The sequence below is a fragment of the Streptomyces sp. NBC_00306 genome, from assembly GCF_036169555.1.
GTDB classification, from domain to species: domain Bacteria; phylum Actinomycetota; class Actinomycetes; order Streptomycetales; family Streptomycetaceae; genus Streptomyces; species Streptomyces achmelvichensis.
In genome coordinates this window covers 2,317,917-2,342,575 of the sequence record NZ_CP108032.1, presented here as the reverse complement: position 1 = coordinate 2,342,575, position 24,659 = coordinate 2,317,917, and the positions used below count along the sequence as shown (strand labels likewise).

Below are 24,659 nucleotides of genomic sequence, written 5' to 3'. Positions count from 1 at the left end.
CCGCCGCTACGACGACGGGCTTCGTGTCCCCACCAGTGCGGCAGCGTCCTGCACGCCCGCCAGACGCGCGAATCCAAGCGCATAGGTGTGTAAGTGCCCCTGCACAACGCGCAGTTCTTCGCGACACGCTGCGTTGTCTGGCCAGTTCGACTCGGACGAGTCCGGATGTTCACGCTCGTACGTGCCGAGGCGGGGGTGCCACAGGGAGAGGAACGGCCGTAGTTCCTGGTTGAGCATGGTGACGGCCAGATACTCGACCGTCTGGCCACTCGAGACGGCCAGGGAAGGGCGGCTGCCCTTCAAGGTGTCACGTGTGGTCGCGAACAGGCCGTACAGCGAGCTCAAGGCCTCACGGATGTTTCCCTCGTCACTTGCCAACGGCTGGGTGGAGACGCGTGTCACCGTCTCGACGAAGAGCTGCCACGCCACCTGGCGAGCGTCATTGTTGACCACGAACGTGAACTCGCTCAGCTGGGGCACGGTGACTTTGACCTCGGAAAGCCGGGCGCCTCGCCCGTACGCCTCCATGACAAGAACGGCCACGAGGCCGGCCACGCTGCCGGTGATGATGAAGAGATTGCGACCGGTCACCTGTGTGGCGCTGAACAGGGCCAACCCCGTGAGTGCTCCGATGGCCATCGCACTGATGAGACGGGTCAACCGCTCCCGTCCCATCCAGGCGAACTTCTTCTGCTGCACGCTGGTTTGACGCATCAGCTCACCCCCTGAGCGAGGAATCTACCCGCCGGGGCGTGAGAGGGTGCGCGGAAGTGGCCGGGTTCTCACTCCATGGCTCCCCTGGCTCTCCTGCTCCCTTCGGATCCCTCTGGTTCAGCCGACGGTCACTTGCAGTTCCTTGATCCCGTTCAGCCAGGCCGAGCGCAGCCTCCGGGGATCGCCCGCCAGACGCAGGTCCGGCAGCACGTCCGCTATCGCGTTGAAGATCAGGTTGATCTCCATCACCGCGAGCGACTTGCCGAGGCAGAAGTGCGGGCCTCCGCCGCCGAAGCCGAGGTGCGGGTTGGGGTCGCGGGTGATGTCGAACCGCTCGGGGGCGTCGAAGACCTCGGGGTCGTTGTTGGCGGACGAGTAGAAGATCCCGACCCGGTCGCCCTTTCTGATCCGCTGCCCGCCGAGTGTGAGGTCCTGGGTCGCGGTGCGCTGGAAGGAGACGACGGGGGTCGCCCAGCGCACGATCTCCTCGGCCGCCGTCTCGGGGCGCTCGCGCTTGTAGAGCTCCCACTGGTCCGGATGGGTGAGGAAGGCGTGCATGCCATGGCTGATGGCATTGCGTGTGGTCTCGTTTCCGGCCACCGCCAGCAGGATCACGAAGAAGCCGAACTCGTCGTTGGAGAGGTTGCCCTCGTCCTCCGCGGCGACCAGTGTGCTGACGATGTCCTTGGCCGGGCACTCCTTGCGGGCCGCGGCGAGGTTCATCGAGTACGAGACGATCTCCATCGCCGCCTCGGCGCCGATCTCCTCGGTGATGGCGTACTCCGGATCGTCGTACGCCGCCATCTTGTTGGACCAGTCGAAGATCTTGGCCCGGTCCTCCTGCGGTACGCCGATGAGTTCGGCGATCGCCTGGAGCGGGAGTTCCACCGCGATCTCGGTGACGAAGTCGAAACTGCCGTCGCTCTTCGCGCCCGCCCGCGCGTTCTCCACGATGCCGCGGGCCCGTGAGCGCAGAGCGTCCTGGAGGGACCGCACGGCGCGGGGGGTGAAGCCGCGCTGGACGATCTGGCGCACCCGGGTGTGTTCCGGCGGGTCCATGTTGAGCATGATCAGCTTCTGGACCTCGATCTGGTCCCGGCTGATGGATTCGTTGAAGCGGATGACCGCGGTGTTGGTGTTGGACGAGAACAGTTCCGGGTGGGTCGAGACATGCTTCACGTCGGCGTGCCGGGTGACCGCCCAGTACCCCTCGTCCTGGAAACCGGAGATGCCGGCCGGCTGCGCGCACCACCAGACCGGTGCGGTCTGCCGCATCTGGGCGAACTCGGGGTGCGGGACGCGGGCTTGGAGCAGGTCGGGGTCGGTGAAGTCGAACCCTGCGGGCAGATGGGGGCAGTCCTTCGGCAGCTTCAACGTCAACTCCAGGGTCTCGCGGCGGGGTCCGGCGGGGTCCGGCGGCGGTGCCCGAGGGCACCGGATCTCTGACGACCCATCAGAATTGACCGAAAGCTAGTAACGAGTTCTACAAGTGGCAAGGGCCGCGGCGGGAACTGTTGCGCGCCAAGTCCGCAGCGGGGGCGTGCAAGGCCCTTGCGTACCGGGGGTAGCACTCATAAGACTTCTCAGAGAACTAGAACGCGTACTAGTTCTCGTGCGACGGCGCCGGGACGCCCCGCACATGTGGAGGAGAGGACGAGCTCATGGCCGCGGAACCCGTCATCGTCGAAGCCGTACGCACCCCCATCGGCAAGCGCGGAGGCGCGCTCGCCAATCTGCATCCCGCCTATCTCCTGGGCGAGACCTACCGTGAACTGCTCGGCCGTACCGGCATCCAGGCCGACTGCGTCGAGCAGATCGTCGGCGGCACGGTCACCCATGCCGGCGAACAGTCCATGAACCCCGCGCGCACCGCGTGGCTGACCATGGGGCTGCCCTACGAGACGGCGGCGACGACCGTGGACTGCCAGTGCGGATCCTCGCAGCAGGCCAGCCACATGGTCGCCAATATGATCGCGGCGGGCGTCATCGACGTCGGCATCAGCTGCGGTGTCGAGGCGATGTCGCGTGTGCCGCTGGGCAGCGGCTCCAAGCACGGCCCGGGCAAGCCGTTCCCCGACGAGTCGAACGTCGATCTGCCCAACCAGTTCGAGGCCGCCGAGCGCATCGCCCGCCACCGCGGGCTGTCCCGCGAACGCGTCGACTCGCTCGGGCTGCTGTCGCAGGAGCGCGCTCAGGAGGCCTGGGCCGAGGAGCGCTTCAAGCGCGAGACGTTCGCCGTCCAGGTGCCGACGACCGAGGAGGAGCAGGCCGCGGGGCAGGGCATGTGGCGGCTCGTCGACCGTGACGAAGGACTGCGCGACACCAGCATGGAGGCGCTGGCCCGACTGAAGCCGGTCATGCCGACGGCCGTGCACACGGCGGGCAACTCCTCGCAGATATCGGACGGCTCGGCGGCCATCATGTGGGCGTCGAAGCGGATGGCGAGGGCGCTCAAGCTGAAGCCGCGCGCCCGGATCGTGGCGCAGGCGCTCGTCGGCGCCGACCCCCACTTCCACCTCGACGGCCCGATCGACGCGACCCGCGCGGTCCTGGGCAAGGCGGGGATGTCGCTGCGGGACATCGACCTGGTGGAGGTCAACGAGGCGTTCGCGTCGGTGGTGCTGAGCTGGGCGCAGGTCTTCGAGCAGGACCTGGACAAGGTCAACGTCAACGGCGGCGGCATCGCACTCGGGCACCCGGTGGGCGCCACGGGCGCCCGGCTGATCACCACGGCGCTGCACGAACTGGAACGGCGTGACCGGGAGTTCGCGCTGATCACGATGTGTGCGGGTGGCGCGCTGTCGACGGCGACGATCATCCAGCGGCTGTAGCGGGCGGGACGGTCACGCGGTCGGGGCCCCTCCCGGGCCCCGACCCGGGTCCGGGGAGAGACCCGAGCCCGGGCCCCGGTCCGGATCTGCCGGTCCCTCGGACGCGATCGGACCTCCGGACGCGGCCGGCCCCGCGGGCCCGGCCGCACCCCCGGCCGCACCCTCGAACGCGACCGGCGCCTCGAACGCCGCCCGGCGCGTGGCACGGCGCAGCGCCTTGAGGACGGTCGAGCCGACCGTGAGCGTCAGGACGACCGTCAGCGCCGCCCGCCCGAGGTCCCAGCCGAACGACGTCGCCGCGCAATAGGCCAGAAAGCGCACCAGGTTGTCGTGGACCGGATCGCCCGGCCGGAAGGAGATCCCCGACGACAACCCGCCGATGTACGTCCAGCCCTGGAGGTTCATGATCGTGCCGTAGACGAACGCCGCGACCGCGCCGTACGCGCCGAGCATCAGCACCTCGGCACGGCCGCGCAGCCTCCCGGCTCCCGGCAGCAGCCCCGCGCCCATCGTGAACCAGCCCATCGACAGCATCTGGAACGGCATCCAGGGCCCGACCCCGCCGGTGAGCAGCGCGGACGCGAACATCGTGACCGAGCCCAGGACGAAGCCGAAGCCCGGCCCCAGCACCCTGCCGCTGAGGACCATCAGGAAGAACATGGGCTCCAGGCCCGCGGTCCCGGCGCCGAGCGGACGCAGCGCCGCCCCGACCGCGGCGAGGACGCCGAGCATGGCCACCGCTTTGGCGTCCATGCCGCTGTCCGCGATCGTCGCGACGACGACGGCCACGAGCAGCGGAAGCAGCGCGGCGAACAGCCAGGGCGCGTCCGCGGAGTGGGCGAGACCGGACCCGGGGTCGGCGAGCAGCGGCCAGCCGAAGGCGACCACGCCGACCGCACTCACCAGTGCGAGCGCGAGGATGGAACGGGGGCCGAGGCGCACCGGACGTGCTGTCGTCATCGCAGCGCTTCCCGGACCTCGGAGACGGTCAGCCAGGGCTGGGGGGCCAGGATCTTGGCGACCTGCGGCGCGAAGGCGGGTGACGAGACGACGACGTCGGCCGTCGGCCCGTCGGCGACGATCTCGCCGTCGGCCAGGATCACCACCCGGTGCGCCAGTTCCGCCGCCAGCTCCACGTCGTGCGTGGCCAGCACGATGCCGTGCCCCTCGCGCGCGAGACCCTGGAGCACACCGACGAGCCGGGCCTTCGCCGCGTAGTCCAGACCGCGGGTCGGCTCGTCGAGGAGCAGCAGCGGCGGACGCCCGGTGAGCACGACGGCCAGCGCGAGCGCGAGCCGCTGTCCCTCGGAGAGATCGCGCGGATGTGCGGCGTCCTGCACGCCGGGCAGCAGCGCACCGACCAGCGCACGGCAGGAGCCCGGCTCGGCACCCGCGTCGGCGTCGGCGGCCGCGCACTCGGCGGCGACGGTGTCCGCGTACAGCAGGTCGCGCGGCTCCTGCGGCACGAGCCCGACCTGCCGGATGAGCTCGCGGGGGCTGGTCCGGTGCGGGGTGAGACCGCCCACCAGGACGCTGCCCGTGGCCGGTTCGACCATGCCGACGAGGGCGGAGAGGAGGGTCGACTTCCCGGCGCCGTTGCGCCCCATCAGTGCCACGGTCTCGCCGGCGCCGACCGTGATGCCGACTCCGCGCAGCGCCTCCACGCGGCCGCGGCGCACGCCGAGCCGGGTGGTGACGGCGAGGTGGTCCGTCGGTCCTGCCTGCGCCGGGCCCGTCTCCCGGCCCGCGGCCGCGCCCCGGAGGGGCATGAGCTTCCGGCGTCCGGAAGCCCGGTCCGTACCGGAAGCCCGGTCCGTAGCGGAGGCCCGGTCCGGGCCGGGCCCCTCGGGACCCCGATCGCCCTCTTCCCGTCCGGTCCTGGTGGGGGAGAGGCCCGCCAGACGCTCCCGGAGGCCGGATGCCCGGCGCCGGGCATCCCGCACGGACAGCGGCAGCGGGTCCCAGCCCGCCAGCCGTCCGAGGCCCACCACGGGCGGGTACACCGGCGACGCCGCCATCACCCCGGCCGGTTCACCGATCACGGGAGCCATGCCGGGCCCGGGCAGCAGGATGACCTGGTCCGCGTACTGCACCACCCGCTCCAGCCGGTGCTCGGCCATCAGCACCGTGGTGCCGAGGTCGTGCACCAGCCGCTGGAGGACCGCCAGCACCTCTTCCGCCGCGGCCGGGTCCAGCGCGGACGTCGGCTCGTCGAGGACCAGCACGCGCGGGTGCGGGGTGAGCACCGAGCCGATCGCGACCCGTTGCTGCTGCCCGCCGGAGAGCGTGGCGATCGGCCGGTCGCGCAGCTCCGCCAGGCCGAGCAGATCCAGCGTCTCCTCGACCCTCCGGCGCATCACAGCGGGCGCGAGACCGAGCGACTCCATGCCGTACGCCAGCTCGTCCTCGACCGTGTCGGTGACGAAGTGGGCCAGGGGGTCCTGGCCCACCGTGCCGACGAGGTCCGCCAGTTCGCGCGGCTTGTGCGTGCGGGTGTCACGGCCGCCGACGGTGACGCGACCGCGCAGGGTGCCGCCGGTGAAGTGGGGCACCAGGCCGGACACCGCGCCCAGCAGTGTCGACTTGCCGACCCCCGACGGACCGACGAGGAGCACCAGCTCCCCTTCGGGAACGGTCAGATCGACACCGCTGATCGCGGGCGCCGCGGCATCGCCGTAGGTCACCGACACGTTGTCGAAGCGGATCACGGGGTCGACTCCTTGGATGCCTCGGGGACGGGCGCGACGAATGCCGGCAGCAGTCCGATCAGGATGCCGACCGCAGGCCACAGCGGCAGGGTGGGCGCGGTCAGCGGCACGACGCCCGGGTGCAGCGACTGGGGGTCCCAGGTGCCCGCGCGGATCATCAACGCCGCGACGGCCACGCCCGATCCGGCCACCAGCCAGGACCGCGGGCCGAACCGGTCGGGGCGGTAGCGGCTGCGGACGGAGCGCCGGCCGCCGAGCCACAGCCCGGCCATCGCGGCACCGAGCCCGCCGACGAGGACGGGCAGTCCGTACGCGGCGCCTTCCGCGGCCAGCAGCCCGTACGTGCCCGCGCAGACTCCGAGGAGCCCGCCGAGCGTCAGCACGGTCGTCGTACGGCGGACGGCGGGCGGGACCTGCGCACTGCGCCCGTACCCCCGCGCGTCCATCGACGCGGCGACCGCGACCGAACGCTCCAGCGCACCTTCCAGCACAGGCAGCCCGATCTGCGCGATCGCCCTGATCCCGCCGGTGGGGCGGCCGCGCAGCCGGCGGGCGGTGCGCAGCCGGACGACGTCGGACACCATGTTCGGCGCGAAGGTCATCGCGACGACGACGGCGACACCCGCCTCGTACAGCGCGGCCGGCAGCGACTTGAGCAGCCGGGCCGGATTGGCGAGGGCGTTGGCGGCGCCGACGCAGATGAGGAGGGTGGCCAGCTTCGCGCCGTCGTACAGCGCGAACACGATCTGCTCGGCCGAGACCCGGCCGCCGATCCGGATGCCGCGGACCCAGTCGGGAAGCGGGACTTCGGGAAGCGTGAGCAGCACGTGCGTGCCGGGGATGGGGGAGCCGAGCACCACGGAGAAGAGGACACGGATGACGATGACGACGAGACCGAGCTTGACGAACGCGCCGTAGGAACGGGCCCAGGGCGCGTCCGTGCGCCGGGCGGCGACGACATAGCCGGCCACGCCCACGAGCAGCCCGAGGAGCAGGGGGTTCGTGGTCCGCGATGCGGCGGTGGCGAGCCCGAGGGCCCACAGCCACCAGGCACCGGCGTGCAGGGAGTTGCCGCGGTGCGCCTCGGGCGCGCGCAGCCGGTGCCACGGGGAACGGTGTCCCTCCGCACCCGCCCTGTCCGCCGGTTCGCGCCGCACGCCGGTGTCCGTCCTCATCCGCGTCGGCGCCGGGACTGCCACACCGCCGCGGCTGCCAGCAGCCCGATCGCCGCCAGGCCCGCCACGAGTCCGAGCGACGGACCGCCGTCCGAGCCGGCCGAACCGTCGGAGGCAGCCGCGGTCGCGGAGGCGGCCGGTGAGGAGGAGGCGGCCGGATCCGCGATCTGCTCGCCGCAGCCCGACACCGGATAGCCCGAGATCCCGCAGAGCAGCGCCTGGTTGTTGTACCGCAGGGGCTTCGCCACCGACGCCAGCGCTTCCGCCGTCGTCGCGTCGGGTGCCACCCGGGCGCACGCGGCCCGCAGCGCGGGAGGTGCCTCGCCCGTCGGCGCGTCCTGCGGGGTGCCGGGGTCGATGACCAGCGCGATCCGCTTCGTGCCCGCCTTCGGGGCCGTGCCCGCGCAGATCGCCGCGAAGTCCGGCGCCTTCCGCGGTCGCGCCGAGTCCGAGCTGTCCTCGCTCACGGAGAACCGGAAGCCGTTGACCGCGCCGTCGTCGGGGCGCGCCGTCGCCGGTCCCTCGGTGGCGTACGCCCAGGTCCCGTCACCGGCGCCCTGCCAGAACGACCAGTAGCGGTAGCCCGCCGCATGGGCGGGCCCCGCGCCCAGCACCGTCAGCGCGGTGCCGAGCGCGAGGACCAGGGCGAGCAGTCGCGCCCGCATCACTGCTTCTTGCGGCGGCCGCTGAACAGGATGCCCACGCCGACGCTGGCCACGAAGAACGCGCCGACGATCCACCACACACCGATGCCGGAGTCGTCCTTGTCGTCCTTCTCGGACGCGTCGGACGACCCCGTCGACCCCGACGAATCCGACTTCTCGGCGCCGGACGCCTGCGGAGCGGGCCCGGTCGCGTTCAGCTGCTTCACGAGGTCGGCGCCGCCGAACTTCTGCGGGTCCGCGCCGACCGCGTGGGCGGCGAGGATCAGCTGCGCGTACGCCGCCGGTCCTGACGCCTTCGCCCAGGCCGCCGAGTTCTTCTCCAGCCACGTCGTCGTGGCGGCCGCCTGGTCGGAGTGTCCGGCGGCGGACAGGGCCGTCACCGCGTCGGCCGTGTTGCCGAAGTCGGGCTGCGGGGCCGGGTTCTCGGCCCCGGGCATCGGCGCCGAGTCGAGGTGACCGGTCTTCTTCAGCGCGCTCACGAGGTAGGCGGCACCGTTCTGCGCGGCCTGCTCCGGCGTGGCCCCTGCGGCGCACGCGGCGGGAGCCACCGGCTTCGGACCCTCGACCGCGAGGCCCTTGCCGAGCGCGCCCAGCACGCCCGCCGCCGTGGAGTCGGCGACTATGCCGGGCTGCTTCACCTGGAACACGAACGCGCCGGCGTCCTTGCCGGTGCAGGGCTTCGCGAAGGTCAGCAGAGCGTCGTACGGCGACTTCCCGTTCTTCGCCTTCACCGCGGCCGGCTTCTCGCCCACCGACGCGAGCGCGCCGATCACGACGGAGGTGGAGTTGGCGTCACTCGCGCCGCCGGGGTTGTAGCCCCAGCCGCCGTCCGCGTTCTGCACCGACTTCAGCCACGCGACGGACTTCTTCACCGTGGCGTCCTGGCCGCCGAGGGCGGCGAGGGCCTGGACGGCGGCGGCGGTGGCGTTGGAGTCCAGCGGGAGCTTGGCGTCGCACGGCTTGGAGGCGTCCGCGCGGTACGAGGGGAAGGCGCCGCTCGCGCACTGCTGGCCGGTCAGCCAGTCGACCGCCTTGGTGGCGGGCTTCACCTTCACCGTGTCCTGCGCGAGCAGGGCCAGCGACTGGCGCCAGACGCCGTCGTAGGCCGGGTCGGTCGTGCCGTAGAGACCGGAGGGCAGCACGGTGGACGGCGACGGCTTGGGGGCGGGAGTCGCGAAAGCTGCCGGTGCGGCGGCCGCGACGACGGCCATGCCGAGAACGGCGGATGCGGCGACCGCTGCGGTGGTGCGGCGAACGGGGGTCATGGCGGGCGGGCCTCTCCTGCGGGAGAGCCGGGCACGGGCACACGTGGGCACCAGGGCTCCGGCTCCGTATTCCTCGACGGTGCCGGCCACCGGCGGTTGCCGGGGCACGAGCCGGTCACGGCCGCGTACGGGGCAGTCCGGCTCACCGCCGGCGACGGCGGTTCACGGTTGCGGGTCAGCGCCGGATTTGCACCGGCTTCCCCCCGTACGGGTGTGATGACGACTCGCTCACTGTACCGGCCGGTCACCAGGTCACCTCCGGGCGGATCCCGCCCACGGCGGTGGGGGCCCGCCCGGGGGATCGGGGGCGGGCCTCTCCGGAACGGGCGGCCGGTCCGCGGGAAGGGGCGGCGGGGTGGTCCGGCGGTCCACCGGGGGCGGGGGCGGGCGGCCGGTCAGAGAGCGACGTACGTCGTGGGCGTTCCGGACAGCACCTCCGCGCGCCCGAGCTTGACCAGTCGGCGCAGATGCGCCTCGGCCTCCGAGACGGCGATGTTCCGCGAGCCGTAGGGGATCTCCTCCCACGGCCGGTTCCACTCCATCCGCTCGGCGGTCTGCCACGGCGTGAGCGGCTCGGCGAGCAGGTCGAGCAGCCCGGTGAGGCGCTCCTCGTGATGGCCGAGCAACTCCCGTACGCGGCCGGGGGCATCGGCGAACGCGTGCTGGTGCGCGGGCAGCACCTCGGCGGGCGCGAGCCGGCCGATGCGCTCCAGGGAGTCGAGGTAGTCGCCCAGCGGGTCGGTGACCGTGGCGTCGTCGGGGTCCTCGTAGAGCCCGATGTGCGGCGTGATCCCCGGCAGCAGATGGTCCCCGGAGAACAGTCGCCCGTGGCCCGGCAGCCCGGCCGGGTGGTCCTCCTCCAGATGCAGACAGACATGGCCGGGTGTGTGGCCGGGTGTCCAGATCGCCCGCAGCTGCCGGTCCTTCAGGTCCAGCAGCTCGCCCGGGACGATCTCCCGGTCGGGCAGCGCGGCCCGCAGTCCCGGCAGCGTCCGCATCCGCCCCTGCTCCCGGGCGGCCCGCAGGGGCGCGACATGCTCGTCCGGCGCCCCGGCCCGGCAGAGCTTGTCGGCGAGATAGTCGAGCCACCTCGCGGGCTCGGCCTCCCGGGTCCGGCGTACGACGTCCGCGTCCGCCGCGTGCATCGCGATCCAGGCTCCGGACACCTCGCGGACCTGCCCGGAGAGGCCGTGGTGGTCGGGGTGGTGGTGGGTGACGACCACCCCGTGGATGTCGGCGATCCGCACCCCGAGCGAGTCCAGTCCGGCATCGAGGGCGTCCCAGGAGGAGGGGTCGTCCCATCCGGTGTCGACAAGGACGGGCCCGCGGCCGGTGTCGAGGAGATGGACGAGAGTGTGCCCGAGAGGGTTGTCCGGGATGGGCACCTCGATGGACCAGACGCCGCCGCGGTGGTCGATCACCTGGGGCATGGGGGCCTCGTCTCTGTCCGGCGGCAGGGCCACGCCCTCCCACTATAACTAGAACGGGTTCCAATGGTCGCCCAAGTCGACCGGTTTCCCGTGGGGTTGAGGGCGCGCCTTCCCCTGGATCGGGGGTGTGCTGCCGCTGGCGGGCTTCTTCGTCGCCGCCATTGCTCCCCATAACTAGAACTGATATCAGTTCTGAAACAGTGTCAGAAACAGCCCGGGTGCAGGAGGCAGCAGCCATGACCGAGCTCGTGGAACACGGAAAACTGTTCATCGGCGGCGAGTTGGCCGACCCCGCCGGCGGCGGGACCATCGAGGTCGTCTCACCCCACACCGAGCAGGTCATCGGCCGCGTCCCGCACGCCTCGCGCGCCGACGTCGACCGCGCCGTGGCCGTCGCGCGCAAGGCCTTCGACGAGGGCCCCTGGCCGCGGGCGACGCTGGAGGAGCGGATCGCCGTCGTGAGCCGGATCAAGGACGCGATCGCCGTACGGCACGAGGAGATCGCCCGTTCCATCAGCTCGCAGAACGGCTCCCCCTACTCCTGGAGCGTCCTCGCCCAGGCGCTCGGCGCCATGATGGTCTGGGACTCGGCGATCGCCGTCGCACGGGACTTCGTCTACGAGGAGACGCGGGCCGGAGCGCTAGGGCCGATCCTCGTGACACGCGAGCCCGTCGGCGTGGTGGCGGCCGTCGTGCCGTGGAACGTCCCGCAGTTCACCGCCGCCGCCAAGCTGGGCCCGGCGCTGCTCGCCGGATGCACCGTCGTGCTCAAGCCGTCTCCCGAGTCGCCGCTCGACTCCTACATCCTCGCGGAGATGGCCCAGGAGGCCGGCCTGCCGGAGGGCGTGCTGTCGATCCTGCCCGCCGACCGCGAGGTCAGTGAGTACCTGGTCGGGCACCCCGGCATCGACAAGGTCTCCTTCACCGGTTCCGTCGCGGCCGGCAAGCGCGTCATGGAGGTCGCGGCACGTCACCTCACCCGCGTGACCCTGGAACTCGGCGGCAAGTCGGCGGCCGTGATCCTCCCCGACGCCGACCTCGACACCACGATCGCCGGGATCGTGCCCGCCGCCTGGATGAACAACGGCCAGGCCTGTGTGGCCCAGACCCGCATCCTCGCGCCGCGCAGCCGCTACGACGAGATCGCCGAGGCGCTCACGGCAGCGGCCGCCGCCCTGGTGGTCGGCGACCCGCTCGACCCGGCCACCCAGGTCGGCCCGCTCGTGGCGAGGCGCCAGCAGCAGCGCTCCCTCGACTACATCCGGATCGGGCAGGAGGAAGGCGCCAAGATCCTCACCGGCGGCGGCCGCCCGGCGGCGCAGGAGAGGGGCTGGTACGTGGAGCCGACGCTGTTCGGCGGCGTCGACAACTCCATGCGGATCGCCCGCGAGGAGATCTTCGGCCCGGTCATCTGCCTGCTGCCCTACGGCGACGAGACGGAGGCGGCGAAGATCGCCAACGACTCCGACTACGGGCTGAGCGGCAGCGTGTGGACCTCCGACGTCGCACGGGGCATCGACTTCGCCCGCCGGGTCAGGACGGGCACGTACAACGTCAACACCTTCAGCCTCGACATGCTCGGCCCGTTCGGCGGCTACAAGGACTCGGGCGTGGGCCGGGAGTTCGGCCCCGAGGGGCTCAGCGAGTACCTGGAGCACAAGATGATCCACCTGCCGGCCGGGCACGGGGGCGTCTGATGGGGGACCGCTGGCACGTCGAGGTCGACCGGGGCGTCTGCATCGGCTCGGGCCTGTGCGTGGGCAACGCCCCGGAGGGCTTCCGCCTCGACTCGGCGCGCCAGTCGCACGCCCGCGACACGGACACCGACGCGAACGAGCGGATCCTGGCGGCTGCGGAGTGTTGCCCGGTCGAGGCGATCGCGATCACGCTCCTGGACAGCGGGGAGCCGGTCTTCCCACCGGAGGAGTAGCCGGCCCGGCGGGGCCCGCTCGCGGGGTCCACGGCCGGCCGCCCTGCGTGATCAGTGACCGCGCCGCGGGTCCGTCAGGTCGATCAGTCTGCACACCGTCTCGATGTCGATCTTGACCTGGGCGATCGAGGCCCGGCCCGAGAGCCAGGTGATCAGTGCCGAGTGCCAGGTGTGCTCGATCACCCGGACCGCCGAGAGCTGTTCCGGGGTCGGGTTCTCCAGGCCCATCGCGTCCAGGATGATCGCCGTCGTCTGGCGCGAGACCGTGTCGACCTCGGGGCTCACGCTGCGGTCCGCGAAGGTCAGCGCCCGCACCATCGCGTCCGCGAGGTGCGGCTCGCGCTGGAGGGCGCGGAAGGCCCGCATCAGGGTCTCCGCGACCCGGTCGGCGGCGTTCTCCCCGGCCGGCGGGCGCTTGCGCAGTGTCGTGTGCATGTGCTGGAGCTGGTCCTGCATCGTGGCGACCAGCAGATGGATCTTGGAGGGGAAGTAGCGGTACAGCGTGCCGAGGGCCACCCCCGCGGCCTCGGCGACCTCGCGCATCTGCACCGCGTCGAAGCCGCCCCGGCTGGCGAGCTGGGCGCTGGCGTGCAGGATGCGACGGCGGCGCGCCTCCTGGCGCTCCGTCAGGGGCGGCGACGCCGGCCCCGCCGGCTTGGCTTCGGCTGTCATAGGTCCCGTTCCATGCGCGACTTCGGATCGCACAGCATGGCAGCGGTCCCGTCGTGGCGCGAATCACCTGATCCGGCTCTTACGGCGGTGCTACCAGCCGGTAGATTCGAAGCTCCTCGAACGATCAAGTCTGAAACTTGTTCTAGATTAGCGCGACCGGTTACGCTCCGGCGAAAACGCATGAGAAGGGGGCCGTGAGTGACCGCTGAGGCCATCGAGGCCGGCCCTCGCCGAGGGCCGTCCGGCGGCGGTGACACACCGCTGCGCATCGCGCTCCTCACCTACAAGGGCAACCCCTTCTGCGGCGGCCAGGGCGTCTATGTGCGACACCTCTCGCGCGAGCTCGCCCGTCTCGGGCACAGCGTCGAGGTGATCGGCGCCCAGCCCTACCCCGTGCTCGACGAGGGCGTGCCGCTCACCGAGCTCCCGAGTCTCGACCTGTACCGCAGCCCGGACCCGTTCCGTACGCCCCGCCGCGGCGAGTACCGCGACTGGATCGACGCCGTCGAGGTCGCCACCATGTGGACCGGCGGCTTCCCCGAACCGCTCACCTTCTCGCTGCGCGCCCGCCGTCATCTGCTCGCGCGCCGGGGCGAGTTCGACGTCGTCCACGACAACCAGACGCTCGGCTACGGACTGCTGGGCGACCTCGGCGCACCGCTCGTCACCACCATCCACCACCCGATCACGGTGGACCGGCAGCTGGAGCTGGACGCCGCGGACGGCCGCCGGCGCCGCCTCTCCGTACGCCGCTGGTACGGCTTCACCCGCATGCAGAAGCGCGTCGCGCGCCGGCTGCCGTCCGTCCTCACCGTCTCCGGCACCTCGCAGCAGGAGATCGTCGAGCACCTCGGCGTGCGCCGCGACCGCATCGACGTCGTCCACATCGGCGCCGACACCGACCTTTTCTCGCCGAATCCCGCCGTGGCCGAGGTGCCCGGGCGCATCGTGACCACCTCCAGCGCCGACGTGCCCCTCAAGGGCCTCGTCCACCTGGTGGAGGCGCTGGCGAAGCTGCGCACCGAGCACCCCGCGGCCCATCTCGTCGTCGTCGGCAAGCGCGCCGAGGACGGGCCGGTCGCCCAGTTGATCGAGCGGTACGGACTCCAGGACGCCGTGGAGTTCGTCAAGGGCATCACGGACGCCGAACTCGTCGACCTCGTGCGCAGCGCGCAGGTCGCCTGTGTGCCGTCGCTGTACGAGGGCTTCTCACTGCCCGCGGCCGAGGCGATGGCCACCGGAACACCGCTGGTCGCCACCACGGGCGGCGCGATCCCCGAGGTCGCGGGCCCCGACGGCGAGAGCTGTCTCGCGGTGCCGCCCGGTGACGCGGGCGCGCTGGCTGCGGCGCTGGGCAGACTGCTCGGCGACCCCGAGCTGAGAGCGCGTCTCGGTGCCGGCGGCCGCGAGCGGGTGCTGTCCCGTTTCACCTGGGCCAGAGCGGCACAGGGCACGGCCGAGCGCTACCGCGAGGCCATCGCCATGGGCCGTTCCACGGCCAAGGAACCAGGCCGCCCCGCGGCCCCAGTGGTGGGGAGCAACCACTCATGCTGACCGTCGACTTCTCCCGCTTCCCGCTCGCCGCGGGCGACCGGGTCCTGGACCTCGGATGCGGTGCCGGCCGGCATGCGTTCGAGTGCTACCGGCGTGGCGCGCAGGTCGTGGCGCTCGACCAGAACGGCGAGGAGATCCGCGAGGTCGCCAAGTGGTTCGCCGCCATGAAGGAGGCCGGTGAGGCCCCTCAGGGCGCGACGGCCACCGCCATGGAGGGCGACGCGCTCAACCTCCCCTTCCCCGACGAGTCGTTCGACGTCGTGATCATCTCCGAGGTGATGGAGCACATCCCCGACGACAAGGGCGTGCTCGCGGAGATGGTGCGGGTGCTCAAGCCCGGCGGACGCATCGCGATCACGGTGCCGCGTTACGGCCCCGAGAAGATCTGCTGGGCCCTCAGCGACGCCTACCACGAGGTCGAGGGCGGGCACATCCGCATCTACCGGGCCGACGAACTGCTCGACAGGATCAAAGAGGCCGGTCTGGAGCCGTACGGCACCCACCACGCCCACGCCCTGCACAGCCCCTACTGGTGGCTCAAGTGCGCGTTCGGCGTCGACAACGACAAGGCCCTGCCGGTCAAGGCGTACCACCAGCTGCTCGTCTGGGACATCATGAAGAAGCCGCTGGCCACCCGGCTCGCCGAACAGGCGCTGAACCCGCTGATCGGCAAGAGTTTCGTGGCCTATGCGACCAAGCCGCACCACCCGGAGGTCGGGGCGTGACTGTGCCCAGGCGCAGCCACGGCCGTACCGAACACCTGGTCCTGCCCGGGGTGCTCACCGCCGAACAGGCCGCCGAGACCGTTGCCGGGATCGTCGCCGTGCAGCGCGAGGACGGGGCGATCCCCTGGTTCCGCGGGCACCACCTGGACCCGTGGGACCACACCGAGGCCGCCATGGCGCTGGACGCGGCGGGTGAGCACGAGGCCGCCTCCCTCGCCTACGACTGGCTGCTGCGGCACCAGAACGAGGACGGCTCCTGGTACGCGGCGTACCACGACGGGGACGCCACCCTGGCGACCGACCGCGGCCGGGAGACCAACTTCGTCGCCTATGTCGCCGTCGGCGTCTGGCACCACTTCCTGGCCACCGGCGACGAGGCGTTCCTCGACCGGATGTGGCCGTGCGTCCAGGCGGCGATCGAGTTCGTCCTGCGGCTCCAGCAGCCCGGCGGGCAGATCGGCTGGAAGCGCGAGGCCGCCGAGGAGGGCGGCGCGGCGGTCACCGACGCACTGCTGACCGGCAGTTCGTCCGTGCACCACGCACTGCGCTGCGCCCTGGCGATCGCCGAGGAGCGCGAGGAGCCGCAGCCCGACTGGGAGCTGGCGGCGGGCGCTCTGGCGCACGCCATCCGCTGTCACCCCGAGCGCTTCCTCGACAAGAGCCGCTACTCGATGGACTGGTACTACCCGGTGCTCGGTGGCGCGTTGACCGGAGTGGAGGCGTCGGAGCGCATCGAGAAGCACTGGGACGACTTCGTCGTGCCGGGGCTCGGTGTGCGCTGTGTGCTGCCGAACCCGTGGGTGACCGGCGGCGAGAGCTGCGAACTCGCCCTGGCCCTGTGGGTCATGGGCGAGTCCGACCGTGCGCTGGAGATCCTTCAGGCCGTCGGTCATCTGCGGGCCGAGGGCGGTATGTACTGGACGGGGTACGTCTTCGAGGGCAGCCCGGCCGTGTGGCCGGAGGAACTCACCACCTGGACGGCGGGCTCCCTGCTCCTCGCGGTGGCCGCGCTCGGGGGGGACGAGGCGACCACCGCGGTCTTCGGAGGCGAGCGCCTGCCGCGGGGGCTGGCTCCCGACTGCTGCACGGCATAGGGCCTGTTGCCGGGCCCTGTCCGTACGGTGTGCTGGTGGTACGAGTGGACGGTGTGCTGGTGTACTAGTGGCGGCGCAGCCTGCCGGCCACGGCATGGCCGACGAAGAGGTAGACCACGGCTGCGAGGCCGTATCCGGCGACGACGCGTGCCCACGCCTCGTCGAAGGTGAACAGGTCGTAGGACCAGCCGGCGAGCCAGTGGGCCACGTCCTGGACGAAGTTGACCAGGTCGTTGGCGCGGTTGGCGTCCAGCAGGTACATCAGGATCCACAGGCCCAGGATGAAGGCCATGACATCCGCGACGATCGCTATGACCGTCCCGGCCTGGTTGCTTCCAGTGCGATGACGAGGACTCATAGCCCTCGGATTGCCGCTTGTGCCCGTGTGAAACCCACTGTTTCTCGAACACGTGGCGCAGCAGGTCCCGCAGGGCGGCAGTAGCCGTTGCTACAGGGCGAGTTCGGCGAGAACGCGCAGGGTGTGCGGATCCGGCGCGGTCACGAGCAGGTCGGTGACCGGTCCGGACCGCCACGCCTCCAGGCGTTCCGCGATCCGTGCGCGCGGCCCCACGAGCGAGATCTCGTCGGCGAAGGCGTCCGGCACCGCGTGCACCGCCTCCTCGCGCCGGCCCTCCGCGAACAGCCGCTGGACCTCACGGGCCTGGGCCTCGTAGCCCATGCGCGCCATCAGATCGGCGTGGAAGTTGCGGGCCGCGTGGCCCATGCCGCCGATGTAGAAGCCGAGCATCATCTTGACCGGCAGCAGGCCCTCGGCGAGGTCGTCGCAGACCTGCGCGCGGGCCATCGGCGCGATGACGAAGCCGTCGGGCAGGTCCGTGAGGGAGGCCTTGTACACATCGGTCCGCAGCGGGGACCAGTACAGCGGCAGCCAGCCGTCGGCGATGCGGGTGGTCTGCGCGATGTTCTTCGGCCCCTCGGCCCCGAGCAGCAGGGGCAGTGAGGCGCGCAGCGGATGCGTGATGGGCTTCAGCGGTTTGCCGAGACCGGTGGCACCGTCGCCGCGGTAGGGGTGGGCGTGGAAGCGCCCGTCGATTTCAACGGGGGCCTCGCGCCGCAGGACTTGGCGGATGACGTCGATGTACTCGCGGGTCGCGGTGAGGGGGCTGCTCGGGAACGGCCGGCCGTACCACCCCTCGACCACCTGCGGTCCCGACAGACCGAGACCGAGCATCATCCGTCCGCCGGACAGGTGGTCCAGGGTGAGCGCGTGCATCGCGGTCGCGGTGGGGGTGCGGGCGGCCATCTGCGCCACCGCCGTGCCGAGCCGGATGCGCGAGGTGTGCGCGGCGATCCAGGTGAGCGGGGTGAAGGCGTCGGAGCCCCATGCCTCGGACGTCCACACCGAGTCGTAGCCCAGGCGCTCGGCCTCGCGGGCGAGTTCGAGATGGCCGGGGTCGGGGCCGCGGCCCCAGTAGCCGAGAGCAAGTCCGAGTCGCATGTCAGACACCCTCCGGAGCCTTGTCCCACAACTTCTGACGGTGCGTCAGAATACGCCGGCGGCCCCCCGCCCGGGAAGGGCGGGGGGCCGCCGGTCGGGCCAACGGGCGGATCAGCCGCGCTGGATGCCCGAGGTGTCCTGGAGCACGCCGCGGCGGCCGTCCTGCGTCTGGGCGATCAGGCCGGGACCGCGCTGCTCGACCGCGAGGTACCAGGTGCCGGGCGCGAGCTCGGCGATCGGGGTCGGCGAACCGTCCTCGCCGTACAGCGGGCGGGCCACCGGCACCGCGAACCAGAACGGCGTGAACTCGGCACCGGACTGCGGCGCGGCCGGACCGGGCTGGGGCTGCCCCGCCTGCGGCTGCCCGGGCTGCGGCTGACCACCGTAGGGCTGCTGGGGCTGGCCGGGCTGCGCGCCGTACGGCTGCTGCTGGGCACCCGGGTAGCCGTAACCACCCTGCGGCTGGCCGCCGTAGGGAGCGGGGGCGGGACGCGGGGCGCCGAGGAGCGGGGCCCGGAAGGCGGGCACGATCAGCGAGCACACGGCGCCGGCCGCGAGAACGAGAGCGGCGATGAAGCCGAGGATCAGGCCGACGCCCGCGTCCACGCTCTCGCCGAAGTCCAGCGGGCCTGCCGGGTCGAAGATCGCGCCGATCGCGGTCCACGCGGTGAAGACCGCCAGCGCGACGCCGACCTGGCCGAGGTCCAGTCCGATGACCTTCGGCGGCTGGGGCAGCGCGTGCGAGAGAGCGATCAGCACCGCCGCGATGATGCCGGCCAGGTAGACACCCAGGAGCAGGGTCCCGTTGTCCCAGGCGGTCGGTACGTCGTCACAGTTGTTGCCCGAGCAGTCGAATGTGTCGAGGAACGAGGCGATGAACAGCAACACCGCTGCTCCGATCACCACGCCGTCGCCTCGAGTGAGGGAGCGGATGTTCACGTGAAAAGTCCTTCGTCGGTCGTCTCATCGGGGCGGTCGTCGCTGCCGCCGGTTCGGCGGTGTGCACAACGCGGAGCTCGGGGGTGACTCCCCATCGTAGGGATGAATCTATCGTCTGGCCGATCCGGTCGTCTGCCCGGTATCGGGACTTACCTCGTGAGGTAGCTGCCGATGCCGTCCGCGATTCCCTGCGCCGCCTTCTGACGCCAGCCGGAGCTTGTCAGAAGTGCCGCGTCCTGTGCGTCACGCATATTGCCGCATTCGATGAACACTTTGGGCACGGTGGACAGATTGAGACCACCGAGATCCTTCCGCACGTCCAACGCCGTACCGTCACCGACATAGTTGGAGGGTGCGCTTCCGGTCGCCCGGACGAACTTTCCGGCGATGCGCTCGCCGAGGTCGCGGGACGGGCCGACGATCGCGGTGGTGTCCGCGCCACCCGCGCTGACCAGGGCAGGAAGGATCACATGGAAGCCGCGATTGCCCGCGGCCGAGCCGTCGGCGTGGACGGAGACGACCGCGTCCGCCTTCGCCTTGTTGCCGATCCTGGCCCGCTCGTCGACGCAGGGACCGAACGCCCGGTCGTTGTCATGGGTGAATTCGACCGTTGCGCCCTGCTTTTCCAGCAGAGTGCGAAGACGTTGTGAAACATCACGGGTGAATGCGGCTTCGGTGTAGCCGTCATTGGTGGACGTACCCGTTGTGTCGCATTCCTTGCGGTTGGTTCCGATGTCCACGAGCTTGTTGATCTCGGACGTGTGCTTGAAGTTGCCGGGATTGTGTCCCGGGTCGACGACGACGACCTTTCCGGCGAGCGGTCCTGCCCCGCCGCCCTTCGGAGGCGCGGAGGGGGTCGGGGCGGGCGCCGAGGTGGCCGGCGGGGTCGGCGAGGGGGTGTCGGAGGCGTCCGGTCCCGGCTTGCCCACGGTGGTCCGCCCGCTCGGCAGCGGCAGCACCTTCGGCGGCTCGCTGTCGTCCGGACCGCTCATCGCCAGCCAGACCAGCCAGCCCGCCAGGGCGCTCGGCACCAGAGCGGCGATCACGATGGTGAGGGTGCCAAGGGTGCGGCGCGGGCGGGGGGAGTGCTGGTTCTCGTCGTACGACACGTTCGCGATGCTAGCCGGGCCGGTCAGCTTCCCGGTCCGGTACGCCGCAGGACGCGCAGGGAGTCGGTCACCGAGACCTCGGTGAACGCGCCGGACGCGAGTGCCCGCAGATACACGCGGTACGGGGCCTGACCGCCGTCCGCGGGGTCCGGGAACACGTCGTGGATCACCAGCAGCCCGCCGTCGGCCACATGGGGCGCCCAGCCCTCGTAGTCGCCCCCGGCGTGCTCGTCGGTGTGGCCGCCGTCGATGAAGACGAGGCCGAGCGGGGTGTTCCAGATACGGGCCACCTGGGGCGAGCGGCCGACGAGGGCGACGACGTACTCCTCCAGGTCCGCGTGGAAGAGCGTGCGGCGGAAGGTGGGCAGCGTGTCCATCCGTCCGACCGCGGGGTCGACCAGCTCCGGATCGTGGTACTCCCACCCCGGCTGCTGCTCCTCGCTGCCCCGGTGGTGGTCGACGGTGACGGCCGTCGTGCCGGCCTCACGGGCGACATCGGCGAGCAGGATCGTCGAGCGCCCGCAGTACGTGCCCACCTCCAGGAGGGGCAGTCCGAGCGCGGCGGCCTCGGCCGCGGCCGCGTACAGCGCGAGGCCCTCGTTCAGGGGCATGAAGCCCGTGGCGGCCTCGAAGGCGGCGAGGGTCTTCGGCGCGGGGGCGGCGGCCATGGGCGGATTCCTCCAGGTCGTACGGGTGTCCGGGGCTGCCCATGGTGCCGTACGGCGCGGGAGGCGGCCGACAGGAACCCCCGCATCTGACCTACCGTCAGATTGAAACGTGTTCTAGTCTGCCGCCCATGGGCATCGGAATCACGCACGAAGAACGGGAGTTGGCCGCCTCCGTGCGCGGCTGGCTGGCGCGCGCCGTGCCTCCCGGGGAGGTGCGGAAGCTGCTCGACGTGCCCTCCGGCGGACTCGGCAGGCCCGGGCACTGGGACGGTGCGGCGGGTCAGGGGCTCCTCGGTGTGCATCTGCCCGAGGAGCACGGCGGGGGCGGCGGCTCCCTCGTCGATCTGGCCGTCGTCCTGGAGGAGGCCGGCCGCGCCCTGCTCCCCGGGCCGTACGTGATGAACGCACTCGCCGCCGAAGTGCTCGGCCGCGCCGGCCGGCACGACCTCGTCCGCGCGCTCGCCGACGGCCGCCGGATCGCCTCCGTCGCTCTCGGCGCCGGCACCCTCACCGCCGTCCCGGCCGGCGACGGAGCAGTGCGGATCGACGGCTCCGCCCCGCCCGTCCTCGCCGGAGCACAGGCCGATCTCCTGCTGCTCGCCGCGGAGTCGGGGCACGGCACGGTGTGGACGGCGGTGGACGCGCAGGCCCTCGCCGTACGCGCCCACGACAGCGCCGACCCGACCCGGCCGACCGCCGAGGTGGCCGCGCATCACGTCCTCGTCCCCGGGCAGCGCGTCCTGGACGTCCCCGGGCCGCTCGTCGGCGACCTGGCGGCCGTGCTTCTCGCGGCCGAGGCCTGCGGAGTGGCCTCCCGCGCCCTGGAGACCGCCACCGAGCACGCGGGCGTGCGCGAACAGTTCGGCCGGCCCATCGGGCAGTTCCAGGGGATCAAGCACCTGTGCGCCGACATGCTCATCCGCCTCGAACAGGCACGGGCCCTCACCTGGGACGCGGCCCGCGCCGCCCGGGACGAGCCCGAGGCGCTCGGGCTGGTCGCCGCGCTCGCCGCCGCCACCGCGCTGGACGCCGCGTACACCTGCGCCAAGGACTGCATCCAGATCCTCGGCGGCATCGGCTTCACCTGGGAGCACGACGCGCATCTGTATCTGCGCCGCGCACTCGTGGCACGCCAGCTGCTCGGGCCGGGCGACAGTCACCGGCAGCGGGCCGTACGTCTGGCCGCCGGCGGGGTACGGCGTGCACTGCGCCTCGAACTGCCCGGAGAGGCACGGGCCCACCGTGACGACGTACGCGCGGCAATCGAGGCGGTCCGTGGGCTCTCCCCGCACGCCGCCCGCCGCGCCCTCGCGCCCACCGGCCTCGCCGCCCCGCATCTGCCACCGCCGTACGGGCGGGGCGCCGGACCGGTGCAGCAGCTCGCCGTGCAGCAGGAACTGGCCGACGCGGGCGTGGCGATCAGCGGACTGTCCATCGCGGCCTGGGTGGTTCCGTCGCTGATCGCGTACGGCACCGACGCCCAGAAGGAGCGCTATCTGCTGCCGACGCTGCGCGGCGACCTCCGGTGGTGCCAGCTCTTCAGCGAGCCGGGAGCGGGATCCGACCTGGCGTCGCTGCGGACGAAGGCCGAGCGGGTCGACGGCGGCTGGCGCGTCACCGGCCAGAAGGTGTGGACGAGTGCCGCCGGCCGGGCCGACCACGGCATCCTGCTGGCGCGTACGGACCCCACGGCGCCCAAGCACCGGGGCCTGACCTACTTCGTCGTCGACATGAAGCACACCGACGGCATCGACATCCGCCCGCTGAAGGAGATCACCGGCGACTCCCTCTTCAACGAGGTGTGGTTCGACGGCGCGTTGCTGCCGGACGACGCCGTCGTCGGTGCCGTGGACGACGGCTGGCGGGTCGCGCGCAACACCCTCGGCAACGAACGCGTCCACATGGCGGACCAGCTCACCTTCGGCACCGGCCTCGAAGCCCTGCTGGCCCGCGCGTCCGGCCTCGACGACGCGTACCGCGCCCGCGTCGGGGCGCTGGCCGCCGAGGCGCACGCACTCGGCTGCCTCGCCCTGCGGACGACGATGCGGCAGGTGTCCGGACTCGAACCGGGCGCGGGCGCCTCCGTACGCAAACTCGTCCAGACCCTGCACCAGCAGAAGACCGCCGAACTGGCCCTGGAACTCCTCGGGCCCGACGGCTCGGTGTGCGAGGGGCCGGGGGAGGCGGCGGTGCGCGAACTGCTGATGTCGCGCTGCCTGACCATCGCCGGCGGCACCACCCAGGTCCAGCTCAACGTCGTCGCCGAGCGCATCCTCGGCCTTCCCCGGGACTGAAGGAGCACGCTGTGAAGAGCTACATCGTCGGCGTCGGTATGACGAAGTTCGAGAAGCCCGGCACCCGCGCCTGGCAGTACTGGGACATGGCCGAGGAGGCGGGCACCAAGGCCCTCGCCGATGCCCAGGTCGCGTACGAGGACGTCGAACAGGCCCCCGTCGGCCACTGCTTCCAGGCGTCGACGGCCGCCCAGCGCGCGGTCTACGCGATCGGGCTCACCGGCGTCCCCGTCTACAACGTCAACAACAACTGCGCCACCGGCTCCACGGCCCTGATGATGGCGCGGCAGTTCGTCGAGGGCGGCATCAGCGACTGCGTTCTCGCCCTCGGCTTCGAGAAGATGGCCCGCGGCGCGCTCGGGGCCGGGGCGGACGGCGGGGACTTCGCGTCCTCGCCCGTCGCGCGGCACTACGGGATCATGGCCGCGGCCCACGGCTTCGAGGCGACACCGCCCACCGCGCAGATCTTCGGCAACGCCGCCCGGGAACACATGGAGCGCCACGGCACCACCGAGCGGCAGCTCGCGGCCGTCGCCGCCAAGAACCACCGGCACTCCGCCGACAATCCCAACGCCCAGTTCCAGGACGTCTGGTCCGTCGACGAGATCCTCGCCGCGCGCACCGTCCACCGCCCGCTGACCAAGCTCCAGTGCTCACCCACCTCGGACGGCGCGGCAGCGGCCGTGGTCGTCTCCGAGCGGTTCGTCGTCCGACACGGGCTGCACGAGAAGGCCGTGGAGATCGCGGGTCAGGCCATGACCACCGACACCGAGGAGTCCTTCGCCTCCGGCTCCTGCATCGACGTCGTCGGCAAGCCGATGTCCCGGGCCGCCGCCCGCCTCGCCTACGAGCGGTCCGGCCTGGGGATCGAGGACGTCGACGTCGTCGAACTGCACGACTGCTTCTCCGTCAACGAACTGCTCACCTACGAGGCGCTCGGCATGTGCCCGGACGGCGAGTCCGGAAAACTGGTGGAGAGCGGCGCGACCACCCACGGCGGGCGCTGGGTGGTGAATCCGTCCGGCGGGCTGATCTCCAAGGGGCACCCCCTGGGCGCTACCGGCCTCGCGCAGGCCGCCGAGCTGACCTGGCAGCTGCGGGGCGAGGCGGGCAGGCGTCAGGTCGAGGGCGCGCGGGTGGGGCTGGCCCACAACATCGGCCTGGGCGGGGCGGCGGTCGTCACCCTGCTGCGCAAGCCCTAGCCGCATCGACAGAGGCCTCAGGGCTGTCCCGTAATCCCCGGCGGGCGCACGACGACATCTACGGCACTCCCCCAAGCTCTTCGAGCAGGGGGGACCCCCACGCTGCGTTGTCGGATCGCCCGAATACGCCCAGTATGAGGACGACCTCCCCCAGCCTCCGGCGGGGGTGCCCCCATCGCCTTGCGATGCACCGCATCTGACGCCGCGCGCTGGTCCACCGGGGAT

22 protein-coding genes are annotated in these 24,659 nt (G+C 71.9%); 8 read left to right on the top strand and 14 right to left on the bottom strand.

Annotation, left to right across the window (positions count from 1 at the left end):
• Window positions 1-6: 6 nt before the first annotated feature.
• Entirely contained in the window at window positions 7-714 is a 708-nt protein-coding gene (locus tag OHA05_RS10475; RefSeq protein ID WP_328860397.1) for a hypothetical protein, read from the bottom strand.
• 117 nt (window positions 715-831) lie between these two features.
• Window positions 832-2,094: a cytochrome P450 gene (locus OHA05_RS10470; RefSeq protein ID WP_443043661.1), complete on the bottom strand. Its 1,263-nt coding sequence runs from the start codon at window positions 2,092-2,094 to the stop codon at window positions 832-834.
• A 281-nt stretch (window positions 2,095-2,375) separates the two neighbouring features.
• On the opposite strand from OHA05_RS10470, the gene OHA05_RS10465 reads away from it, so the two are divergent.
• Complete coding sequence (locus OHA05_RS10465; protein WP_313946608.1) at window positions 2,376-3,545, top strand: steroid 3-ketoacyl-CoA thiolase; 1,170 nt, start codon at window positions 2,376-2,378, stop codon at window positions 3,543-3,545.
• 12 nt (window positions 3,546-3,557) lie between these two features.
• On the opposite strand, the gene OHA05_RS10460 is transcribed toward OHA05_RS10465, so the two are convergent.
• From OHA05_RS10460 to OHA05_RS10435, 6 genes are all read right to left on the bottom strand, one after another.
• A complete protein-coding gene (locus tag OHA05_RS10460; protein WP_328860395.1) occupies window positions 3,558-4,505 on the bottom strand; it encodes an ECF transporter S component in 948 nt (315 codons plus the stop codon).
• Window positions 4,502-6,253 (bottom strand): ABC transporter ATP-binding protein, encoded by a 1,752-nt coding sequence (locus OHA05_RS10455; RefSeq protein ID WP_328860394.1) that lies wholly within the window; start codon window positions 6,251-6,253, stop codon window positions 4,502-4,504. The genes OHA05_RS10460 and OHA05_RS10455 overlap by 4 nt, the downstream gene beginning before the upstream one ends.
• Entirely contained in the window at window positions 6,250-7,428 is a 1,179-nt protein-coding gene (locus OHA05_RS10450; protein WP_443043660.1) for an energy-coupling factor transporter transmembrane component T, read from the bottom strand. The genes OHA05_RS10455 and OHA05_RS10450 overlap by 4 nt, the downstream gene beginning before the upstream one ends.
• Window positions 7,425-8,093, bottom strand: a complete 669-nt coding sequence (locus OHA05_RS10445) for an SCO2322 family protein (protein WP_328860393.1) — start codon at window positions 8,091-8,093, stop codon at window positions 7,425-7,427. Before OHA05_RS10445 ends, OHA05_RS10450 begins: the two co-directional genes overlap by 4 nt.
• Complete coding sequence (locus tag OHA05_RS10440; protein WP_328860392.1) at window positions 8,093-9,358, bottom strand: prenyltransferase/squalene oxidase repeat-containing protein; 1,266 nt, start codon at window positions 9,356-9,358, stop codon at window positions 8,093-8,095. Before OHA05_RS10440 ends, OHA05_RS10445 begins: the two co-directional genes overlap by 1 nt.
• A gap of 395 nt (window positions 9,359-9,753) precedes the next feature.
• Complete coding sequence (locus OHA05_RS10435; protein WP_313946613.1) at window positions 9,754-10,788, bottom strand: MBL fold metallo-hydrolase; 1,035 nt, start codon at window positions 10,786-10,788, stop codon at window positions 9,754-9,756.
• 236 nt (window positions 10,789-11,024) lie between these two features.
• Here OHA05_RS10435 and OHA05_RS10430 point away from each other — a divergent pair, with 236 nt between their 5' ends.
• Both OHA05_RS10430 and OHA05_RS10425 read left to right on the top strand, forming a co-directional pair.
• Window positions 11,025-12,485, top strand: a complete 1,461-nt coding sequence (locus tag OHA05_RS10430) for an aldehyde dehydrogenase (protein WP_313946614.1) — start codon at window positions 11,025-11,027, stop codon at window positions 12,483-12,485.
• Entirely contained in the window at window positions 12,485-12,718 is a 234-nt protein-coding gene (locus OHA05_RS10425) for a ferredoxin (protein ID WP_313946615.1), read from the top strand. Before OHA05_RS10430 ends, OHA05_RS10425 begins: the two co-directional genes overlap by 1 nt.
• 51 nt (window positions 12,719-12,769) lie before the next feature.
• On the opposite strand, the gene OHA05_RS10420 is transcribed toward OHA05_RS10425, so the two are convergent.
• Window positions 12,770-13,390, bottom strand: coding sequence for a TetR family transcriptional regulator (locus OHA05_RS10420; protein ID WP_313946617.1), 621 nt, complete (start codon window positions 13,388-13,390; stop codon window positions 12,770-12,772).
• Between the two features lie 198 nt (window positions 13,391-13,588).
• Here OHA05_RS10420 and OHA05_RS10415 point away from each other — a divergent pair, with 198 nt between their 5' ends.
• Genes OHA05_RS10415 through OHA05_RS10405 form a run of 3 tightly spaced genes read left to right on the top strand, consistent with a single transcriptional unit; the run spans window position 13,589 to window position 16,763 of the window.
• Window positions 13,589-14,944, top strand: coding sequence for a glycosyltransferase family 4 protein (locus OHA05_RS10415; RefSeq protein WP_328860391.1), 1,356 nt, complete (start codon window positions 13,589-13,591; stop codon window positions 14,942-14,944).
• On the top strand, window positions 14,938-15,669 hold the full coding sequence (locus tag OHA05_RS10410; RefSeq protein WP_313946619.1) for a class I SAM-dependent methyltransferase: 732 nt from the start codon (window positions 14,938-14,940) through the stop codon (window positions 15,667-15,669). The genes OHA05_RS10415 and OHA05_RS10410 overlap by 7 nt, the downstream gene beginning before the upstream one ends.
• Window positions 15,666-16,763, top strand: a complete 1,098-nt coding sequence (locus tag OHA05_RS10405) for a prenyltransferase/squalene oxidase repeat-containing protein (RefSeq protein WP_313946620.1) — start codon at window positions 15,666-15,668, stop codon at window positions 16,761-16,763. The genes OHA05_RS10410 and OHA05_RS10405 overlap by 4 nt, the downstream gene beginning before the upstream one ends.
• Window positions 16,764-16,827: 64 nt before the next feature.
• On the opposite strand, the gene OHA05_RS10400 is transcribed toward OHA05_RS10405, so the two are convergent.
• The 5 genes from OHA05_RS10400 to OHA05_RS10380 all read right to left on the bottom strand — a co-directional run bounded on the left by OHA05_RS10400 (window position 16,828) and on the right by OHA05_RS10380 (window position 20,938).
• The gene (locus OHA05_RS10400; RefSeq protein WP_313946621.1) at window positions 16,828-17,121 is read right to left on the bottom strand and encodes a hypothetical protein; all 294 of its coding nucleotides are present in this window, start codon (window positions 17,119-17,121) and stop codon (window positions 16,828-16,830) included.
• Window positions 17,122-17,211: 90 nt separating this feature from the next.
• Complete coding sequence (locus OHA05_RS10395) at window positions 17,212-18,222, bottom strand: LLM class F420-dependent oxidoreductase (RefSeq protein ID WP_328860390.1); 1,011 nt, start codon at window positions 18,220-18,222, stop codon at window positions 17,212-17,214.
• 111 nt (window positions 18,223-18,333) lie between these two features.
• Window positions 18,334-19,161 (bottom strand): DUF5336 domain-containing protein, encoded by an 828-nt coding sequence (locus OHA05_RS10390; RefSeq protein ID WP_313946623.1) that lies wholly within the window; start codon window positions 19,159-19,161, stop codon window positions 18,334-18,336.
• A gap of 149 nt (window positions 19,162-19,310) precedes the next feature.
• Window positions 19,311-20,270 carry an N-acetylmuramoyl-L-alanine amidase gene (locus tag OHA05_RS10385; protein WP_328860389.1) on the bottom strand — a complete coding sequence of 320 codons (960 nt, stop codon included), beginning with the start codon at window positions 20,268-20,270 and terminating at the stop codon, window positions 19,311-19,313.
• Between the two features lie 23 nt (window positions 20,271-20,293).
• Window positions 20,294-20,938: a class I SAM-dependent methyltransferase gene (locus OHA05_RS10380; protein ID WP_328860388.1), complete on the bottom strand. Its 645-nt coding sequence runs from the start codon at window positions 20,936-20,938 to the stop codon at window positions 20,294-20,296.
• 128 nt (window positions 20,939-21,066) lie between these two features.
• Here OHA05_RS10380 and OHA05_RS10375 point away from each other — a divergent pair, with 128 nt between their 5' ends.
• Both OHA05_RS10375 and OHA05_RS10370 read left to right on the top strand, forming a co-directional pair.
• The gene (locus OHA05_RS10375; RefSeq protein ID WP_328860387.1) at window positions 21,067-23,232 is read left to right on the top strand and encodes an acyl-CoA dehydrogenase; all 2,166 of its coding nucleotides are present in this window, start codon (window positions 21,067-21,069) and stop codon (window positions 23,230-23,232) included.
• An 11-nt stretch (window positions 23,233-23,243) separates the two neighbouring features.
• Window positions 23,244-24,434 (top strand): lipid-transfer protein, encoded by a 1,191-nt coding sequence (locus OHA05_RS10370; RefSeq protein ID WP_328860386.1) that lies wholly within the window; start codon window positions 23,244-23,246, stop codon window positions 24,432-24,434.
• Window positions 24,435-24,659: the final 225 nt, after the last annotated feature.

Bases quoted from the DNA above. Each gene is read 5' to 3' on its own strand.
- OHA05_RS10445 (WP_328860393.1), bottom strand. From the start codon at position 8,093: ATGCGGGCGCGACTGCTCGCCCTGGTCCTCGCGCTCGGCACCGCGCTG.
- OHA05_RS10380 (WP_328860388.1), bottom strand. From the start codon at position 20,938: ATGGCCGCCGCCCCCGCGCCGAAGACCCTCGCCGCCTTCGAGGCCGCC.
- OHA05_RS10430 (WP_313946614.1), top strand. From the start codon at position 11,025: ATGACCGAGCTCGTGGAACACGGAAAACTGTTCATCGGCGGCGAGTTG.
- OHA05_RS10465 (WP_313946608.1), top strand. From the start codon at position 2,376: ATGGCCGCGGAACCCGTCATCGTCGAAGCCGTACGCACCCCCATCGGC.
- OHA05_RS10435 (WP_313946613.1), bottom strand. From the start codon at position 10,788: ATGCCCCAGGTGATCGACCACCGCGGCGGCGTCTGGTCCATCGAGGTG.
- OHA05_RS10440 (WP_328860392.1), bottom strand. From the start codon at position 9,358: ATGACCCCCGTTCGCCGCACCACCGCAGCGGTCGCCGCATCCGCCGTT.
- OHA05_RS10475 (WP_328860397.1), bottom strand. From the start codon at position 714: ATGCGTCAAACCAGCGTGCAGCAGAAGAAGTTCGCCTGGATGGGACGG.
- OHA05_RS10400 (WP_313946621.1), bottom strand. From the start codon at position 17,121: ATGAGTCCTCGTCATCGCACTGGAAGCAACCAGGCCGGGACGGTCATA.
- OHA05_RS10420 (WP_313946617.1), bottom strand. From the start codon at position 13,390: ATGACAGCCGAAGCCAAGCCGGCGGGGCCGGCGTCGCCGCCCCTGACG.
- OHA05_RS10395 (WP_328860390.1), bottom strand. From the start codon at position 18,222: ATGCGACTCGGACTTGCTCTCGGCTACTGGGGCCGCGGCCCCGACCCC.
- OHA05_RS10375 (WP_328860387.1), top strand. From the start codon at position 21,067: ATGGGCATCGGAATCACGCACGAAGAACGGGAGTTGGCCGCCTCCGTG.
- OHA05_RS10410 (WP_313946619.1), top strand. From the start codon at position 14,938: ATGCTGACCGTCGACTTCTCCCGCTTCCCGCTCGCCGCGGGCGACCGG.
- OHA05_RS10425 (WP_313946615.1), top strand. From the start codon at position 12,485: ATGGGGGACCGCTGGCACGTCGAGGTCGACCGGGGCGTCTGCATCGGC.
- OHA05_RS10450 (WP_443043660.1), bottom strand. From the start codon at position 7,428: ATGAGGACGGACACCGGCGTGCGGCGCGAACCGGCGGACAGGGCGGGT.
- OHA05_RS10460 (WP_328860395.1), bottom strand. From the start codon at position 4,505: ATGACGACAGCACGTCCGGTGCGCCTCGGCCCCCGTTCCATCCTCGCG.